Raw genomic sequence first — 16147 nt, 5'->3', positions numbered from 1 at the left:
TCTTGGAATCGTCGTCAGTATGCACATGCAGCATGATCCTGTCCTATAGGACGTGCCGTCACGGATGGAATTGACAAGCGGGGTCCCAACACGCATGGATTCCGTCATGACGGAGAACACAGACGATATCCTGAACCTTTTGCCCGCCCGCCTGAAAGACGCACGCCGGGCCAAAGGACTGTCGCTGGAAGCAGTCGCAAACCTGAGTGGCGTGTCCAGATCCATGGTTAGCCAGATCGAACGCGGGGAAAGCAGCCCGACGATCTCGACCCTCTGGAACCTGACCCGTGCGCTACAGGTGGATTTTGCCGGTCTTCTGGAAGGTTCAAAAGCCAGTGATCAGATCGAGATGCTGCGCGCGTCCGAAGTGCCCAGCATCGACAATATGGGGCAGAACTGCCGCATTCGCATCCTGTCCCCACCGGAAGAGGCCGGTGGTCATGAGGTTTATGATATCGAGTTCGACAAAGGCGGGGCCTTGAACAGCCAGCCCCATGCGCGCGGCGCGCGTGAGCAGCTGACCGTGTTGGAAGGCGCCGTCAAGGTTAAATCGGGTAGTGCCGTGTCGGATCTGAGCCAAGGGGACACCGCCCGCTATGCCGCGGATATCGTGCATTCCATCTCGGCCAAAGAACCAGCGCGGGTGTTCTTGATCGTAAAGAACGCCTGACGTCAGCAAATTTCCGCCTTCACGGAAAATTTTCCTGTATATTGAAATTCCCCTATTTGGGAAATTCATCCGCTATGTTAGATGTGCGACTCAGTTGAACGGAGGTCGCCATGGCAGATGCATTCCTGTCCCATATCACGGACACACTCGCACAGATCGAATCCGAGGGGCTGTATAAGCGCGAACGAATGATCACCTCGCCTCAGGGCGGGGAGATTACGGTGGGCGGCAAACGGGTGATCAACCTGTGCGCCAACAACTATCTGGGTCTTGCGGATCACCCCGCGCTGATCGAGGCCGCAACAAATGCGATGGGTCCGAAAGGATTCGGCATGGCCTCGGTCCGGTTCATTTGCGGAACGCAGGATATTCACCGGGAACTGGAACAGCGGTTGGCGATATTCCTGAACAAGGATGATGCGATCCTGTTCGCGGCCTGTTTTGATGCCAATGGCGGGTTGTTCGAACCGTTGCTGGGGCCTGAAGATGCCATCATTTCGGACAGTCTGAACCACGCCTCTATCATTGACGGGGTGCGGCTGTGCAAGGCCAAGCGCTATCGCTATCTGAACAATGACATGAACGACCTGGAAGCGTGGCTGAAGCAGGCGCGCGAGGATGGCGCGCGTCATATCATGATCGCAACCGATGGCGTGTTCTCGATGGATGGCTATTTGGCCAACTTGCCGAAAATTCGCGAACTGGCTGATAAATACGATGCCATCGTCATGGTCGATGATTGCCATGCAACCGGCTTCATGGGCCCGCGCGGCGCCGGAACACCGGATCACTTTGGTGTTGATGTCGACATTCTGACAGGAACTTTGGGCAAGGCACTTGGGGGGGCAATCGGCGGCTACATCGCCGGGCCGCAGCCAGTGATCGACCTGCTGCGGCAGCGGGCGCGGCCCTATCTGTTCTCGAACTCGCTGCCGCCATCCATCGTCGCCGCAGGACTTGAGGCAATCCGCCTGGTCGAAGAAGGCGACATTCTACGCGCGCAGTTGTTCGGAAACGCAAAGTACTGGCGTGCTGGTCTGGAAAAGCTTGGTTTTGATCTGTTGCCCGGTGAACATCCGATTATCCCTATCATGCTGGGCGATGCAACGCTGGCACAAGAGATGGCCGCCAAGCTGTTTGACGAGGGCGTGTATGTCTCGGGCTTCTTCTTTCCTGTTGTTCCCCGCGGACAGGCGCGGATCAGAACGCAGATGAACGCTGCCCTGACGCGGGACGAACTGGACCGCGCGTTGGCGGCCTTTGGCAGGGTCGGCAAGGAACTGGGGGTGATTTGATGCGACCCAACACGATGAAAGCGCTGGAAAAGTCGAAACCCGAAGAAGGGTTGTGGATGGTACAGGCCCCGGTTCCCGAAATCGGGCCTGATGAGGTGCTGATCAAGATCAACAAGACCGGAATTTGCGGTACCGACATTCACATCTGGAACTGGGATGAGTGGGCCTCTCACACCGTTCCGGTTCCGATGATCACTGGTCATGAGTTCGCCGGGGAAATCGTCGAGATTGGGCGCAACGTCACCGGTCTGGATGTTGGGCAGCGCTGTTCCGGCGAAGGGCATCTGATCGGCACTGAAAGCCGTCAAAGCCGAGCCGGCAAGTTTCACCTCGACCCCGGCACGCGCGGGATCGGGGTGAACGAACAGGGCGCGTTTGCGCAATACCTGAAACTGCCTGCTTTCAACGTTGTTCCCCTGCCGGACGATATCCCGGATGAGATCGGGGCAATCCTTGATCCGCTGGGCAATGCTGTACACACCGCGCTAAGCTTTGACCTTCTGGGCGAGGACGTCCTGATCACCGGCGCAGGACCCATCGGCATCATGGCGGCCGCCGTTGCCCGCCATGCAGGTGCCCGCAATGTTGTGATTACGGACATTAACGCTGAACGATTGAAACTGGCTGAACATGTGGTGCCGTCGGTGCGGACCGTTGATGTTTCCAAACAAGATTTGCACGACATCATCGCACAGCTTGGAATGAAAGAAGGCTTTGATGTGGGGCTTGAAATGTCCGGCTCACAAGCCGCGCTGGACCAGATGGTCGAAGCGCTTGTGATGGGTGGGAAAATCGCCTTGCTGGGGATACCGCCGGGGAAATCTCCGGTCGACTGGTCGCGCATCGTTTTCAAGGCGATCACAATCAAGGGCGTCTATGGTCGCGAGATGTTCGAGACCTGGTACAAGATGATCGCCATGCTGCAAAACGGTTTGGATGTGTCCCGCGTGATCACGCATCGCTTTGCGGTTGATGATTTCTCGGATGGTTTCGCCGCGATGAAATCCGGCCTCTCTGGCAAGGTTGTCCTTGACTGGACCTAACCCGCTGGAAAGTTACGAACTCAACGCCTAGACAGGTGCAAGGATCGCACAAGGGAGGCATGAGATGGGCGCGAACAAAGACGATCGTCTGTTGCAAAGAGGTGTCGAAGACACTCTGGTCACTGATTTCGCCGAGACACATCGCAAAAGCTATGGAGATTTTCTGCAACTCAAAACACTGCTGAACCTGCAAAAGACCTTTCAGGACCCCGCGCAGCCGGACGAGATGCTGTTCATTATCATCCATCAGGTTAGCGAACTGTGGCTGAAACTGATGCATCACCAACTGGTCGAGGTGCGCCGTTTTTTGCAACAGGATGAATTTGGCCCAGCGATGAAAAACCTCGACCGCATCAAGGCCATTCAGCGGCAGCTGATTGCGGCCTGGGAAACCCTTCTGACCATGACGCCTGCCGACTATTTAACGTTTCGGCAGGCACTGGGCAGCTCGTCAGGGTTTCAGAGCTACGGGTATCGGCAGATTGAGTTCATTCTTGGCAACAAGGATGCGTCAACACTGAAGGTCCATGCGCATGACCCAGAGGTGATGGAGATGCTGAATGCCGCTCTGACCAAACCGTCGCTTTATGACGAAGTGTTGCACATGCTGGCCCGTCAAGGGTTCGACGTGCCCAAGGATCTGATCGAACGCGATTACGCCCAACCCTATTGCGGCGATTCGCGCGTGGTACAAATCTGGGTCGAGGTATTCCGCAACACTGAAAAATACTGGGATCTTTATGCTTTGGCCGAAAAACTGATGGATGTGGAAAGCCTGTTTCAACGCTGGCGCTTTGATCATGCCACCGCAGTTGAGCGCGTGATCGGGATGCAACCCGGCACTGGTGGCTCAAGCGGCGTGGCCTTTTTGCGAAAGGCGCTAGAGCTGCGGTTTTTCCACGACCTTTACGACGTGCGCACCGAATTGATGTACAGCGGGCAGACCTAAGACATGTTGTATCGAGGATTTTCGCAATCCGAGCTGGAGCGGGAGTACTCCCCCAGCACAATGATCGGCGGCGACCTAAGCCCGTATCTTGCCAGCTATAAGGCGCTAAGCGCTCAGGCGCGGGCCGACTATCCGGTACGGGAAACCCTGGCTTATGGTGACAGCCCCGTACAAGTCCTTGATTTCTTTCCCGCTCGCGATGACAAGGCACCCCTGCACGTCTTCATTCACGGCGGGTACTGGCAGGCGCTCAGCCAGAATGAATCGTCTCTGATGGCACCAGGTCTGGTAGAACACGGGCAAGCTTTTGCGACTGTAAACTACACGCTGGCACCCGATGCCCGGGTTGGCGACATGATCGACGAATGCCGTGACGCGTTGTTGTGGCTGGCGGCCAAGGCGGGGGAGTTGGGGTTCGATCCGTCGCGGATCACCCTGTCAGGTCACAGTGCAGGCGCGCATCTGGCGGCGATGGTGATGGCAACCTCATCAGATGCCCTTGCCAAAGCGGGGCTCCGGGTGCGGGATGTGATTCTGATCAGCGGAATATACGACCTGGAACCGATCAGCCTGATGTCGGTGAACGATCCACTGCAATTGACGCCGGTCGAGGTCAACGATCTGTCACCCATCCGCAATCTGCCCCGGCCCGGTCCTCGATACCATGTTTCGGTAGCCGAACGGGATACAGGTGAGTTCATTCGCCAAAGCCGCGACTATGCTGAAAGGCTGCGAAAGGCCGGACACTCTGTCAGCTTTATGCTCGCGCAAGGAATGCATCATTTCGATATCATCATGCATTCAGATGCGTTTCTGCCCCAGACAAAATAAGCGCTTCGGTAAAAGAAAACAGCGGCCTAAGGGGGCCGCTGTTTTTCGTTTTCATCCTTTGCCGGGCTAGTCCAGCGTGCGGGTGACTTCTTCGCGCTCGAAGATTTCGATCACGTCGCCTGCGCGGATATCGTCGTAGTTTTCGAACGCCATACCGCATTCCTGACCCGACTGAACCTCGGCCACTTCGTCCTTGAAACGCTTCAGCGTCTTCAGCGTGCCTTCGTGAATCACCACGTTGTCGCGCAGCAAGCGGACACCGGCAGAACGACGCGCCACGCCTTCGGTGACCAGACAGCCAGCAACCTTGCCAACGCCAGTAACCTTGAAGACTTCGCGAATCTCGGCGTAGCCAATGAACTTCTCGCGAATTTCGGCGCTCAACAGGCCGGATGCGGCTGCTTTTACGTCGTCTACGAGGTCATAAATCACCGAGTAATAGCGAATCTCGACGCCCTTCTGGTTTGCGGTATTCCGTGCTGAGGCATTGGCCCGCACGTTGAAGCCAAAGATTGGAGCGCCCGACGCTTCAGCCAGACCGACATCCGTTTCAGTAATGGCACCAACACCCGAATGCAGAACGCGCACGCGTACTTCTTCGTTGCCGATCTTCTCCATTGCCTGAACGATGGCTTCCGCCGAACCCTGAACGTCTGCTTTCATCAGAATGGGCAACTCGGTGACGTTTTCGTCTTCCTTTGCCTTCTGCATCAACTGTTCAAGGGTCGTTGCGGCACCAGCGGCAGCGCGTTTGTCCTTGGCGGCCTGTTCACGGTAGGCGGCGATTTCACGGGCTTGTGCTTCGGTCTCGGTCACGTTCAGAACATCGCCTGCTTCAGGCGTACCGTTCAGACCAAGAACCTCAACGGGAACCGACGGGCCAGCTTCCTTGACGCGCTCACCCTTGTCGTTGATCAGAGCACGGACCTTACCATACTGCTCACCCACGACAAAGATATCGCCCTGACGCAATGTACCGTTCTGAACCAGAACCGTAGCGACCGGGCCGCGGCCCACGTCCAGCTGTGCCTCGATCACGGCACCCTGGGCAGCGCGATCAGGGTTGGCTTTCAGTTCCAGAATCTCGGCCTGCAATGCGATGGCTTCCAGCAACTCGTCCAGACCTTGACCGGTGATGGCAGACACTTCTACGTCCTGAACCTCACCCGACATTTTCTCGACGATCACTTCGTGTTGCAGCAGATCGGTGCGCACCTTGTCCGGATTTGCATCATGTTTGTCGATCTTGTTGATCGCCACGATCATCGGCACCTTGGCTGCCTTCGCGTGATTGATCGCCTCAATTGTCTGCGGCATGACCGCGTCATCGGCAGCGACGACCAGAACCACGATGTCGGTCACCTGGGCACCACGCGAGCGCATCGAGGTGAAGGCCGCGTGTCCGGGTGTATCCAGGAAGGTCAGCGTCGAGCCGCCATCGGTTTTCACCTGATAGGCGCCGATATGCTGGGTGATGCCACCGGCCTCACCAGCCACAACACGCGCATCGCGGATTGCATCCAGCAGCGATGTTTTCCCGTGGTCGACGTGACCCATGATGGTGATGACGGGCGGACGAGGCTTCAGATCGGCTTCGCTGTCTTCGACCTCTTTGATGACGTCCTCAACATCCGAATCAGAGACGCGGGTGACCTTATGGCCAAACTCTTCGATAATCAGCTCGGCAGTATCAGCGTCGATGGTCTGGTTCTGCGTGACCATCATGCCCATCTGCATAAGTGATTTGACCACGTCAGCCACGCGCTCGGCCATACGGTTGGCCAGTTCCGAGACCATGATCGCCTCAGGCAGTTGTACGTCGCGGATCACCTTTTCCCGCTCGACCGAACCGCCCATGGCTTTCTGACGGGCGCGTTCCTGCTTGCGCTTCATCGCTGCCATCGACCGCTGGCGGCTGCCTTCGTCACCGGTGGCCTGACCCAGTGTCAGCTTGCCCGAACGACGGTTGTCTTCACGACCCTTGCCACGACCGCGCTGTTCGCGTTCGCGATCCTGCTTGCGAGGTGCGGCAGCAGGCGCAGGTTTGCTGGCCGGGCTGCGTGCAGCTTTGGCTTCTTCAGGGGCCGGCGAAGCGGCAGCAGCAACAGCGGCACGCTTGGCTTCTTCTTCAGCCTCCACGCGCTTGCGCTCTTCATCTTCGGCTTTCTGACGCGCGCGCTCTTCCGCTTCACGCTGCTCGCGTTCTTTCGCTTCCTGTTCCGCGCGGCGGCGCACGCGCTCTTCTTCGCGTGCCTTTTCAGCGGCTTCGCGTTCAGCGGCCTCTTCGACCTCGCGGGCCTTGGCAGCCTGCAAAGCCTTCATACGGCGCGCCATTTCCGCGTCCGAAATACCTGCGGGACGACGCGACGGATCACCCGAAGGGGCGGCACCGCCACCCGGCTTTGCCGCGCCCGGCTTGGGGACCACCACGCGCTTGCGTTTGGTTTCCACCACGACATTCTTGGTGCGTCCGTGGCTGAAACTCTGTTTCACATTTCCGGGGCGTGCCCCGCCACGAAGACCCAATGTCTTTTTGCCGTCACTATCGCTCATAAAGCTTCTTACCCTTCCGCGCGGCCCTTGCCGCCGTCATCCGTTTCGCGCAAGCCACGCAGGCGCTGCGCTTCCTCTACAACACGTTTGGCGAGTCCGCCAGAGGCCAAGGCCGCATGAATCACCGTTTGGCGCCCAAATGCCTGCCCTAATTCGTCTGCCGTCAGCCAACCGATGTATTTTCCGAAGTGCGGCGTACTGAGCTTCGACTTGCCGCGCCCCGATCCATCAGTGGCCTGAATCAGCACCTGAGCCTCTTCCCGGTCCAGCCACGACTTGACCTTTTCATACCCGGCAACCGCGTCGCCGGACTTGCGCGCCAGACTGAGCAACTCAATCACACGGCGCGCGATCTGCTTTTCAACTTCTGTCGCGAGGTTCTGAGGCACAGTCACCTGTGCCTTGAACCCCCGCGCAAACAGTTTCTTACCAATGGCCTTGTCCAGCGCAGCACGATCCGCCGCCACATAAACGCCCCGTCCCGGCAACTTTGCCGCGACATCCGGAAAGACCTGACCGTCCGGGCCCGTCACAAAGCGGATCAAGCCATATTTAGGCTGAACCTCGCCTGTGGCGATGCACTTGCGTTCGGGTCCGTCAGACCGATCCTTATGGACGCCACCGCGACCCATACGCGCCACCCGAGACCTGAGATCAGGCCTCGACCTCCTCGTCTGCTGCGTCGCCGTCGATGTCTTCTTCCGCCTGCTCCAACTCGGCCGGATCAACCCAACCCAACAGGATACGCGCAGTCATGACCATGTCTTGTGCTTCTTCGAGCGTGACGCCAAAGGGCTCCAGCACGCCATCATCCTTGACGCGTTCACCGTCGACCGTGGTCCAGCCACCGGCCAGTTCCCAGTCTGCACAGGTTGCGAAATCTTCCAGCGTCTTCACATCGTCCTTGGCCAGCGCCTCTACCATCTGGGGGGTCAGGCCTTCGAATTCAATGAGGCTGTCCTCGGCACCCAGTGCGCGCGCCGCATCCAGAGCGGCTTTGGCCTGGGCTTCCAGGAACTCGCGCGCCCGGGTCTGAAGTTCCTGCGCAGTGCCTTCGTCGACGCCGTCAATGACCAGAAGTTCATCAATCTCGACATAGGCAACTTCTTCGAGGTTGGTGAAGCCTTCGGAAACCAGCAATTGCGCAAAGAACTCGTCCAGATCCAGACTGTCCATGAACAGTTTGGTACGAGATTCGAATTCCTTCTGACGACGCGCCGATTCTTCAGCTTCGGTCATGATGTCGATATCCAGCCCGGTCAGCTGGCTTGCCAGACGCACGTTCTGACCGCGACGACCGATTGCAAGAGACAACTGCTCTTCCGGAACGACAACCTCGATCTTGCCTGCTTCTTCGTCCAGAACAACCTTCGAAACCTCGGCAGGTTGCAGCGCGTTCACCAGGAAGGTCGGTTGGTCTTCGTTCCACGGGATGATGTCAATCTTCTCTCCCTGCAGTTCGTTCACAACGGCCTGCACGCGGCTGCCGCGCATACCAACGCAGGCGCCAACAGGGTCGATCGAGCCGTCATACGAGATCACGGCGATTTTGGCGCGTGAACCGGGGTCACGGGCCACGGCCTTGACCTCGATGATACCGTCATAGATTTCCGGCACTTCCATCTTGAACAGCTCGGCCATGAATTCTGGTGCGGTACGCGACAGGAAGATCTGGTGGCCACGCACTTCGCGGCGGACTTCCTTGATATACGCGCGCACACGATCATTCGGACGATAGCTTTCGCGACCGATCTTGTCATTGCGGCGCAGAACAGCCTCGGCACCGCCGAGATCGACGATAACATTGCCGAATTCCTCGCGCTTGACGGCACCGTTGATGATGGTGCCCGCACGATCCTTGAATTCTTCATACTGACGATCCCGCTCGGCTTCGCGGACCTTTTGCAGGATCACTTGCTTGGCCGACTGCGCCGCGATCCGACCCATTTCGACCGGCGGCACTTCTTCAACGAAAACGTCACCGACCTGCGGATCTTCCATGTACTGCTTGGCTTGTTCGACGGTGAACTCGGCCTGATAGTTCTCAAGCTCCTCATCCTCGACCACGGTGCGCACACGGGTGAAGGTCGCCTTGCCGGTCTTGCGGTCGATGGACACGCGGATGTCCATCTCGGCGCCGTAGCGACTCTTGGCGGCGCGGGCGAGCGATTCCTCCATCGCTTCGACAACCAGACCGGGGTCGATCATCTTTTCGCGGGCCACGGCCTCGGCAGTCTGCAGCAGCTCCAGCTGGTTGGCTGAGGTAATTGCCATCAGTTCGTCTCCTCTTCGGACCCTTCGGTCTCAATCTCGTCGAAAGCGTTTTCGTTCAGGGCACCGGCGTCCTTGCGCTGGCGCAGCATTTCCTTGATCAGGTCATCGGTCAGGACCAGCTTGGCATCACTCAGCCAGTCGAATTGCAGGCCGATGGTGATCGTCTCGGACCCTTCGGGGATATTGATCAGAACCTCTTCCCCTTCAATCCCGGCCAGTTCCCCTTTGAACCGGCGGCGGCCATCGATCAGTTCAGAAGTTTCGATCTTGGCCTCATACCCCTCGAAAGTCTCGAAATCCTTGAGGCGGGTCAGGGGGCGGTCGATACCGGGGCTGGACACCTCAAGCGTATAGGCGTCAAGGATCGGGTCCTCGACATCCAGGGTGGCGCTGACCGCATTCGAAATCTCGGCGCAGTCATCCACTTCGATGCCGCCTTCGGGTTTGTCAGCCATGATTTGCAGCGTGGTCTGCTTACCACTCATCAGCCGGACACGGACCAGCTCATACCCCAGATCTTCGATCACCGGGGTGATGATCTCGGCAAGTCGCCGGTCGATGGCAGCTTTGGCTATCAGGTCGTTTGTCATCAGGTTCTCTACCCTGTCAGTCGGGCACAAAAAAACGGGCGCGCGGCCCGTCGAATTTTCCGGTGGAGCCTTGGACCGGAAGTCCAACGCACCGCTGTTGAAACTGCATATACGCAGGATGATCCGAGTCTGCAACCCCCGACAGAAGTATCACCCGGAATTACGCGATCCACCACCGTTCAGCGATACGACCGTCGTCCAGAACCGTGCGTCCGGCAATCTGCCGCGGCAATCCCACTGCCCCTGAAACGGCCAGTGCCATATCGGTCTCGGAAGGATGGAAGCGAAAACCGCGCGTACTGCGGATCTCGGACGGATCTGGGAAAGCCGCAATATCGACGTAGCCATCGCGCAATGCCTCGGCGCGGACACGGGCATCGGGAATAACGATCACTTCGAATGCATCGACCCAACCGGCCTGACCGTCCTTGTAATGTCCCGAAACACGGCGACCCAGGAAATGTCGCCCGTCTTCGGCGCGCTCGACACGGTAGCAACCCGTACCGTTGGCCCTGTGTAGCGGCGTGACGCCTTCGCCATAGCGGGCAATGACAAAACGACTTTCCGCCAAAAGGAATGGAAGGCCCGGATTTGCCTCGGCCAGTTCCAGCCGCAAACGGTTGGCGGTCAATGCCTCGGTATGCCCGACTTCGGCCAATACGGTCGCAACGTCTGAGATGTCCAAAGGCGCGCCGTCGTGGAACACCGCATCATTGCGCAGATCAAAGCTCCAGACCTTCGCATCGGCGTCGGTTTGCCAGCCCGTCGCAAGCTCGCCCCGCAAAGTGCCATCCGGGGCGATCTCGGTCAGCGTGTCGAAAACCGCACCGCGTGCCACCTGCTCAAGACTGTCGTCGCGCGGTACGGCCAATCGCAGCGTGCCGCCTTTCTCGGGTCTGTCCGCCAGGGATGCGCCAGTCGCGGCAAGCAGCGCGGCTGCGGCACCCGAGGCAAACAAGGCACGCCGGTCGATGCGTGTCATGCCAAACCCTCCGCCACGCGATCCATGATCCGGATCAGTTCTGCGCTGATCCCGGGTTCAGAAAGCGCATGACCGGCCTGACGCACCATCTTAATCTCGGCATTCGGCCAGCGTTCGCTCAGCGACCAGGCGGCCTGCGGCGGGCAAATCATGTCGTATCGCCCCTGCACGATGTGTCCCGGGATATGAGCGATCCGGTCCATTTGATCTAGGATCTGCCCATCCGTTTCCAGGAACGCCTTATTGTAGAAATAGTGATTCTCGAGCCGGGCAAATGTACGGGCGTATTCGCCGGGGCTTTCGCCCACTGATCCGTTCGTGTGGATCGACGCCAGCGCATTTTCCCAGTGCGACCATGCCCGCGCATACAGGGTCTCGGTCGCGCGGTCCCCCGAGAACAGGCGTTTATTGTAGGCGGTGATGGTGTCCTTCAGCTCCACCTCGGGCAACAGTGAGGTAAATTTCTGCCACTGTTCCGGCCAGAAACGTCCCGCTCCGCCGCCATAAAACCAGTCAAGTTCAGCGTCAGTTGCCAGGAACACACCGCGCAGCACCAATCGGCTGACCCGGTCTGGATGCGACTGCGCGTAGATCAACGCAAGGGTCGCGCCCCAGCTGCCGCCAAAAGCAATCCATTCATCAATCTCGAACAGGTCGCGCAACCGTTCAATATCGGCCACCAAATGCCATGTCGTGTTGTTTTCAACCGAAGCCGTGGGGCGAGACCGGCCACACCCACGCTGATCAAATAGAATCACCCTGTAGGCCTGTGGATCAAAATAACGCCGCATTGCGGGGCTACAGCCACCGCCTGGACCGCCATGCAGGATCACCACCGGTATGCCTTCGGGGTTGCCGCATTGTTCCACATAGATACGGTGCCCGTCGCCCATATCGACCATACGCTGGTCGAACGGATCGATCGGCGGGTACAGATATTGAACTGCGCGCTTTTGGTCCGGGTACTTGTCCATTATGGCCCTATATAGTCCTTAAGCGTAAAAGAGCATACGGAGACAGGAATGCAAGCGCATCCGAACACGGTGGATCCATCCGAGATCGCAAAATTCGAAGCGATGGCGGCGGAATGGTGGGACCCTCATGGGAAATTCAAACCGTTGCACATGCTGAATCCTTGCCGTTTGGATTATATCACACAGCAGATTGCCGGTGAATTCGACCGCGATCTGAAAGCGCGAAATCCGTTCGAAGGGCTGCGCCTGCTGGATATCGGTTGTGGCGGTGGTCTGCTAAGCGAACCCATGGCACGTCTGGGGGCCGAGGTCGTCGGGGCCGATGCCGCCGGAGGCAACCTGCCTGTTGCGCGTATCCATGCCGAGCAATCCGGTTTGGAGATCGACTATCGCCACACCACAGCCGAAGACATGGCCGCCGCAGGTGAGCAGTTCGACGTGGTCCTGAACATGGAAGTGGTCGAGCATGTGGCCGACCCGGAGGGCTTCCTGACCGCCTCGCAAAAATTGCTCAAGCCGGGCGGGCTGCTGATCTGCTCAACCATCAACCGCAACCCGAAATCCTATGCCATGGCCATTTTCGGGGCCGAGGTCGTCATGCGCTGGCTGCCGCGCGGCACGCATGAGTGGAACAAGTTCATCACCCCTGATGAGTTGTTCGACCTGCTGCGTCAGGCCGGGATGGACCCGGTGGACCGCAAGGGGTTCGTCTTCAACCCGATCCTCTGGAGCTGGTCGATCTCGGACCGGGACTTAAGCGTGAACTATGTGACGGCGAGTGTGAAACCGGGCTGAGGGTTATTCCCCTTCCAGCTGTTTTCTCAGATCGCGCAGCACTGGCAGTGTCGACCGAACACGGTCGTCCCCCAACTCTCCGACCACGCGGTTGATCAACGGAGCAATCGAGGAAATCGCCTGATCCCGCGCGCGTTTACCGGCGGGGCTGATCGCGACCATCTTGCGGCGGGCATCGTCCCAGTCGGGGCGGATGTGGATGTATCCGGCCCATTCCAGCTTGGCCAAGGTGTTGGTCATCGCCCCTCGGGTCACGTGGAACGTGTTGGCCAGCTGCGCCGGGCTACGCTCATCCGCGACAAAAGCCAAGTGGTTCAGAACCGAGAAATGCGAGATTTCCATGCCCTTGGGCAGCACCCGGCTAAGCCGGTTCCGCAATAGCTGGTCGGCGGTCAGGATCTCGCTGAACAGCGTGACCGCAAGGGCATTGGTGTCGTCTGTCATTGTTCCGTTCTGTCAGGGTCCGTCGAAGGAACGGCGGTGGTGCAGTGAAGGGACACGTCGCCGTGCCTCAGTCACAGAACTATCATCCAAATCGAAAATGTGAATGCCTGGATCGGTCCCTGCGTCGATCAGCACCTTTCCCCACGGGTCGACGACCATGCTGTGACCGTGAGTATAGCGTGTTTTACCGCCGGTTTTTGGATGTTCCCCTGTTTGGGCCGGGGCCAGCACCCAGCACCCGGTTTCGATTGCACGTGCGCGCAGCAAGGCTTCCCAATGCGCGGCACCTGTGACCGGCGAGAACGCGGCCGGGACGGTCAGAATGCGCGCGCCCGCCTGCGCCAGTGCCGCGTGCAAATATGGAAAGCGGATATCGTAACAGATGGTCAGACCAACCTTGCCGAAATCCGTATCTGCGATAACCGCTTTTTCGCCTGGGCGGTAATTCTTTGATTCGCGGAACGTCTCGGTCTCGGTGACCTGCACATCGAACATATGGATTTTGTCATACCGCGCCACGATCTGACCTTGCGGTCCGATCATAAAGCAACGATTGGCAAAACGACCGTCATTGTCATGAGTCTTGAGCCCCAACGAGCCGATCAGAAGCCATACACCCAGATCAGCAGCCTGTTCGCGCAGGCCCGTCAAAGTGATGTCATCTTCTTCATGTTGTAAAACCGCGCGCTGCCGTGTGGTGCTGGTCGAAACGCAATTCGTAACCTCTGGCGTCAGAACAAAGCGGGCGCCCTGTTCTGCCGCTTCGGCCATCATGCCTCGGACCATCCCGAGGTTTTCTGCCGGATCGTCCGACGAGGTGATTTGCAGCAGCGCGGTTTTCATCAGGCCGCAAGCAGACGGTCAAGCTTGCCCTGACGCTCCAACTCGTACAAATCATCGCAACCGCCGACATGCGTAGCGCCGATGAAAATCTGGGGGACCGTGCGTTTGCCTCCGGCACGTTGAATCATTTCAGGTTTGCGTTTGGGGTGCATCAGCACGTCGATCTCCTTGAACTCGACACCTTTCTGCTTCAGCAGGCGTTTGGCTGCATGACAATACCCGCACAGTGGCGATGTATAGATCTCTACCGACTTCATTTTCCGTTCCCTTCGGATTTCGCGCAATCTTGGGCGAATTAGGCATCCTTGGCAACGCGCGCCAGAGCCAACACGAAAATATGATTTGTCCCCGCCGCCTGACAGGCACGAGTGCATGCGGCCAGTGTTGCCCCGGATGTCATCACATCGTCCACCAGCAAAATGTCCCGGCCAGTAAGATGGCGGGCTTTTCGGGGGTGAAGGCATATCGCGTCGCCCAAAATCTGTGCCCGCTCGGCAGCTGTTTTGCCGTCCAGCACCGGCGTCTTTTTTTTGCGAATCAACAGATCGGGTACACATTCCAATCCTGTCTCGCGCGCCAGGTTCTGCGCCAACAGTGCTGACTGGTTGTATCGCCTTTTCAGCAACCGAGACCAATGCAAAGGAACCGGAACAATCACCATATCCGGTCGCAACAATGGGCGCCCTGCCTGCACCATCCACTGCGCGGCAGGGCGGGCCAGTTCGGGCCGATCACCATGTTTCAACGCCAGGATCAGTGACCGCGCCTTGCCGTCATACAAAAGCGCTGCGCGTCCTGCCCTCCAGGGGCGCGCGGTCTTCAGGCAATCATCGCACTCGGTCCGAAACTCGTCCTGCCCCCCGATCAGGGGCAGACCGCAACTTTCACAGACCGTGCCGCCAATGAATGGCGTTTCCCGCCAGCATGGGCCACACAGGCCAAAATCGGACTCGGTCAGGTCGCCGCACCCCATGCAACGTGTTGGATAAATCAGCGCAAGTGCGGTTTGAATCCGTTGCGCGATGCGATACTTGCCAGCTATGAAACTGCCCGAACCCACTGCACCCTCACTTTTTGACCGTGCCGCCATTCTGCGTCATCGCAGCCGCGTGCAGGATGACGCCCTTTTTCTGCACCGCGCCGCGATGGACGAGGTTCAGGATCGGCTCTCCATGGTTAACAAAACCTTTACGGCGGCAGCGATCGTGACCGCATACCCGCAGCTTTGGACGGACGCGTTTCCCGAAGCCTCGATCATAGCGGACAACGATGTGCTGGCACTGCAACCCGGCGCCCATGACCTTGTTATCCACGCCATGACACTGCACTGCGCAAACGATCCGGTGGGTCAGTTAATCCAATGCCACCGCGCGCTGAAACCCGACGGGTTGTTGCTGGTTGTTTGTCTGGGCGGCGAAACGTTGCACGAATTGCGCGCGGCGTTGGGTCAGGCCGAGATTGACGTTACCGGTGGCCTCAGCCCCCGCATCGCCCCGATGGCCGGGTTGCGAGACTTCGGCGGTTTGTTGCAGCGGGCAGGTCTGGCCTTGCCAGTCGCAGACTCGGTGCCGCTCACGGCTGAGTACCGTGACATCTGGCACCTGATGCACGATCTGCGGCATATGGGTGAGGCCAATGCGTTATCCGGGCGACTGAAACACCCGACCAACCGCGCAGTATTTGAGGCCGCGCAAAACATTTACGCGTCTCATTTCACCACAGTATCGGGACGTCTGGCAGCCACGTTCGAACTGATCTGCCTGACAGGATGGGCCCCCCACGACAGTCAACCAAAGCCACTGCGTCCCGGGTCGGCGCAAACACGTTTGGCTGACGCCTTGCGCACGGACGAGGGCAAACTGCCCGATTGACGCGCGACCAAATCCCCTTATTTCAGGCCCTAA

General features: G+C 58.6%; 17 protein-coding genes. 7 read left to right on the top strand and 10 right to left on the bottom strand.

From position 1 onward, the window contains the following. Window positions 1-106 precede the first annotated feature (106 nt). From ACR0J7_RS12160 to ACR0J7_RS12140, 5 genes are all read left to right on the top strand, one after another. Complete coding sequence (locus ACR0J7_RS12160) at window positions 107-670, top strand: helix-turn-helix domain-containing protein (protein WP_480914410.1); 564 nt, start codon at window positions 107-109, stop codon at window positions 668-670. A 110-nt stretch (window positions 671-780) separates the two neighbouring features. After that, window positions 781-1965, top strand: coding sequence for a glycine C-acetyltransferase (locus ACR0J7_RS12155; protein WP_480914408.1), 1185 nt, complete (start codon window positions 781-783; stop codon window positions 1963-1965). Window positions 1966-1979: 14 nt separating this feature from the next. Then, the gene (gene tdh, locus ACR0J7_RS12150) at window positions 1980-3008 is read left to right on the top strand and encodes an L-threonine 3-dehydrogenase (protein WP_209507272.1); all 1029 of its coding nucleotides are present in this window, start codon (window positions 1980-1982) and stop codon (window positions 3006-3008) included. A gap of 64 nt (window positions 3009-3072) precedes the next feature. Beyond that, on the top strand, window positions 3073-3957 hold the full coding sequence (locus ACR0J7_RS12145; RefSeq protein ID WP_480483938.1) for a tryptophan 2,3-dioxygenase: 885 nt from the start codon (window positions 3073-3075) through the stop codon (window positions 3955-3957). A gap of 3 nt (window positions 3958-3960) precedes the next feature. Continuing rightward, complete coding sequence (locus ACR0J7_RS12140) at window positions 3961-4788, top strand: alpha/beta hydrolase (RefSeq protein ID WP_480914406.1); 828 nt, start codon at window positions 3961-3963, stop codon at window positions 4786-4788. A gap of 66 nt (window positions 4789-4854) precedes the next feature. On the opposite strand, the gene infB is transcribed toward ACR0J7_RS12140, so the two are convergent. The 6 genes from infB to pip form a co-directional block, all read right to left on the bottom strand. After that, window positions 4855-7341, bottom strand: coding sequence for a translation initiation factor IF-2 (infB, locus tag ACR0J7_RS12135; RefSeq protein ID WP_480488111.1), 2487 nt, complete (start codon window positions 7339-7341; stop codon window positions 4855-4857). A gap of 8 nt (window positions 7342-7349) precedes the next feature. Further along, the gene (locus tag ACR0J7_RS12130; RefSeq protein ID WP_480488113.1) at window positions 7350-7973 is read right to left on the bottom strand and encodes an RNA-binding protein; all 624 of its coding nucleotides are present in this window, start codon (window positions 7971-7973) and stop codon (window positions 7350-7352) included. A gap of 22 nt (window positions 7974-7995) precedes the next feature. Beyond that, window positions 7996-9615 (bottom strand): transcription termination factor NusA, encoded by a 1620-nt coding sequence (gene nusA / locus ACR0J7_RS12125; RefSeq protein ID WP_480488115.1) that lies wholly within the window; start codon window positions 9613-9615, stop codon window positions 7996-7998. Further along, a complete protein-coding gene (gene rimP, locus ACR0J7_RS12120; protein WP_267363111.1) occupies window positions 9615-10205 on the bottom strand; it encodes a ribosome maturation factor RimP in 591 nt (196 codons plus the stop codon). Before rimP ends, nusA begins: the two co-directional genes overlap by 1 nt. Before the next feature lie 160 nt (window positions 10206-10365). Continuing rightward, window positions 10366-11187 carry an ABC transporter substrate-binding protein gene (locus tag ACR0J7_RS12115; protein ID WP_480914404.1) on the bottom strand — a complete coding sequence of 274 codons (822 nt, stop codon included), beginning with the start codon at window positions 11185-11187 and terminating at the stop codon, window positions 10366-10368. Beyond that, the gene (pip, locus tag ACR0J7_RS12110; RefSeq protein ID WP_267363109.1) at window positions 11184-12161 is read right to left on the bottom strand and encodes a prolyl aminopeptidase; all 978 of its coding nucleotides are present in this window, start codon (window positions 12159-12161) and stop codon (window positions 11184-11186) included. The genes ACR0J7_RS12115 and pip overlap by 4 nt, the downstream gene beginning before the upstream one ends. Before the next feature lie 48 nt (window positions 12162-12209). On the opposite strand from pip, the gene ubiG reads away from it, so the two are divergent. Then, window positions 12210-12956: a bifunctional 2-polyprenyl-6-hydroxyphenol methylase/3-demethylubiquinol 3-O-methyltransferase UbiG gene (ubiG, locus tag ACR0J7_RS12105; protein ID WP_480773987.1), complete on the top strand. Its 747-nt coding sequence runs from the start codon at window positions 12210-12212 to the stop codon at window positions 12954-12956. Window positions 12957-12959: 3 nt separating this feature from the next. Here ubiG and ACR0J7_RS12100 read toward each other — a convergent pair whose 3' ends face one another. The 4 genes from ACR0J7_RS12100 to ACR0J7_RS12085 are packed head-to-tail and all read right to left on the bottom strand — an operon-like array spanning window position 12960 to window position 15303. Next, a complete protein-coding gene (locus ACR0J7_RS12100) occupies window positions 12960-13400 on the bottom strand; it encodes a MarR family winged helix-turn-helix transcriptional regulator (protein WP_267363106.1) in 441 nt (146 codons plus the stop codon). 12 nt (window positions 13401-13412) lie between these two features. Then, the gene (locus tag ACR0J7_RS12095) at window positions 13413-14243 is read right to left on the bottom strand and encodes a carbon-nitrogen hydrolase family protein (protein WP_480773986.1); all 831 of its coding nucleotides are present in this window, start codon (window positions 14241-14243) and stop codon (window positions 13413-13415) included. Next, window positions 14243-14500 carry a glutaredoxin 3 gene (grxC, locus tag ACR0J7_RS12090; protein WP_480483930.1) on the bottom strand — a complete coding sequence of 86 codons (258 nt, stop codon included), beginning with the start codon at window positions 14498-14500 and terminating at the stop codon, window positions 14243-14245. The genes ACR0J7_RS12095 and grxC overlap by 1 nt, the downstream gene beginning before the upstream one ends. Window positions 14501-14538: 38 nt before the next feature. After that, window positions 14539-15303, bottom strand: a complete 765-nt coding sequence (locus ACR0J7_RS12085) for a double zinc ribbon domain-containing protein (protein ID WP_480900027.1) — start codon at window positions 15301-15303, stop codon at window positions 14539-14541. Between ACR0J7_RS12085 and ACR0J7_RS12080 the strand changes: the two genes are divergently transcribed. Further along, a complete protein-coding gene (locus ACR0J7_RS12080; protein WP_480900029.1) occupies window positions 15284-16114 on the top strand; it encodes a methyltransferase domain-containing protein in 831 nt (276 codons plus the stop codon). The genes ACR0J7_RS12085 and ACR0J7_RS12080 overlap by 20 nt on opposite strands. Window positions 16115-16147: the final 33 nt, after the last annotated feature.

The sequence above is a fragment of the Ruegeria sp. O4 genome (assembly GCF_056535125.1).
Note: the sequence above shows the minus strand (reverse complement) of the source record. Positions and strands in the feature narration are given on the sequence as shown.

Coding starts and splice junctions, on each gene's coding strand:
- ACR0J7_RS12160 (WP_480914410.1), top strand. CDS start 107: ATGACGGAGAACACAGACGATATCCTGAACCTTTTGCCCGCCCGCCTG.
- ACR0J7_RS12155 (WP_480914408.1), top strand. CDS start 781: ATGGCAGATGCATTCCTGTCCCATATCACGGACACACTCGCACAGATC.
- tdh (WP_209507272.1), top strand. CDS start 1,980: ATGAAAGCGCTGGAAAAGTCGAAACCCGAAGAAGGGTTGTGGATGGTA.
- ACR0J7_RS12145 (WP_480483938.1), top strand. CDS start 3,073: ATGGGCGCGAACAAAGACGATCGTCTGTTGCAAAGAGGTGTCGAAGAC.
- ACR0J7_RS12140 (WP_480914406.1), top strand. CDS start 3,961: ATGTTGTATCGAGGATTTTCGCAATCCGAGCTGGAGCGGGAGTACTCC.
- infB (WP_480488111.1), bottom strand. CDS start 7,341: ATGAGCGATAGTGACGGCAAAAAGACATTGGGTCTTCGTGGCGGGGCA.
- ACR0J7_RS12130 (WP_480488113.1), bottom strand. CDS start 7,973: ATGGGTCGCGGTGGCGTCCATAAGGATCGGTCTGACGGACCCGAACGC.
- nusA (WP_480488115.1), bottom strand. CDS start 9,615: ATGGCAATTACCTCAGCCAACCAGCTGGAGCTGCTGCAGACTGCCGAG.
- rimP (WP_267363111.1), bottom strand. CDS start 10,205: ATGACAAACGACCTGATAGCCAAAGCTGCCATCGACCGGCGACTTGCC.
- ACR0J7_RS12115 (WP_480914404.1), bottom strand. CDS start 11,187: ATGACACGCATCGACCGGCGTGCCTTGTTTGCCTCGGGTGCCGCAGCC.
- pip (WP_267363109.1), bottom strand. CDS start 12,161: ATGGACAAGTACCCGGACCAAAAGCGCGCAGTTCAATATCTGTACCCG.
- ubiG (WP_480773987.1), top strand. CDS start 12,210: ATGCAAGCGCATCCGAACACGGTGGATCCATCCGAGATCGCAAAATTC.
- ACR0J7_RS12100 (WP_267363106.1), bottom strand. CDS start 13,400: ATGACAGACGACACCAATGCCCTTGCGGTCACGCTGTTCAGCGAGATC.
- ACR0J7_RS12095 (WP_480773986.1), bottom strand. CDS start 14,243: ATGAAAACCGCGCTGCTGCAAATCACCTCGTCGGACGATCCGGCAGAA.
- grxC (WP_480483930.1), bottom strand. CDS start 14,500: ATGAAGTCGGTAGAGATCTATACATCGCCACTGTGCGGGTATTGTCAT.
- ACR0J7_RS12080 (WP_480900029.1), top strand. CDS start 15,284: ATGAAACTGCCCGAACCCACTGCACCCTCACTTTTTGACCGTGCCGCC.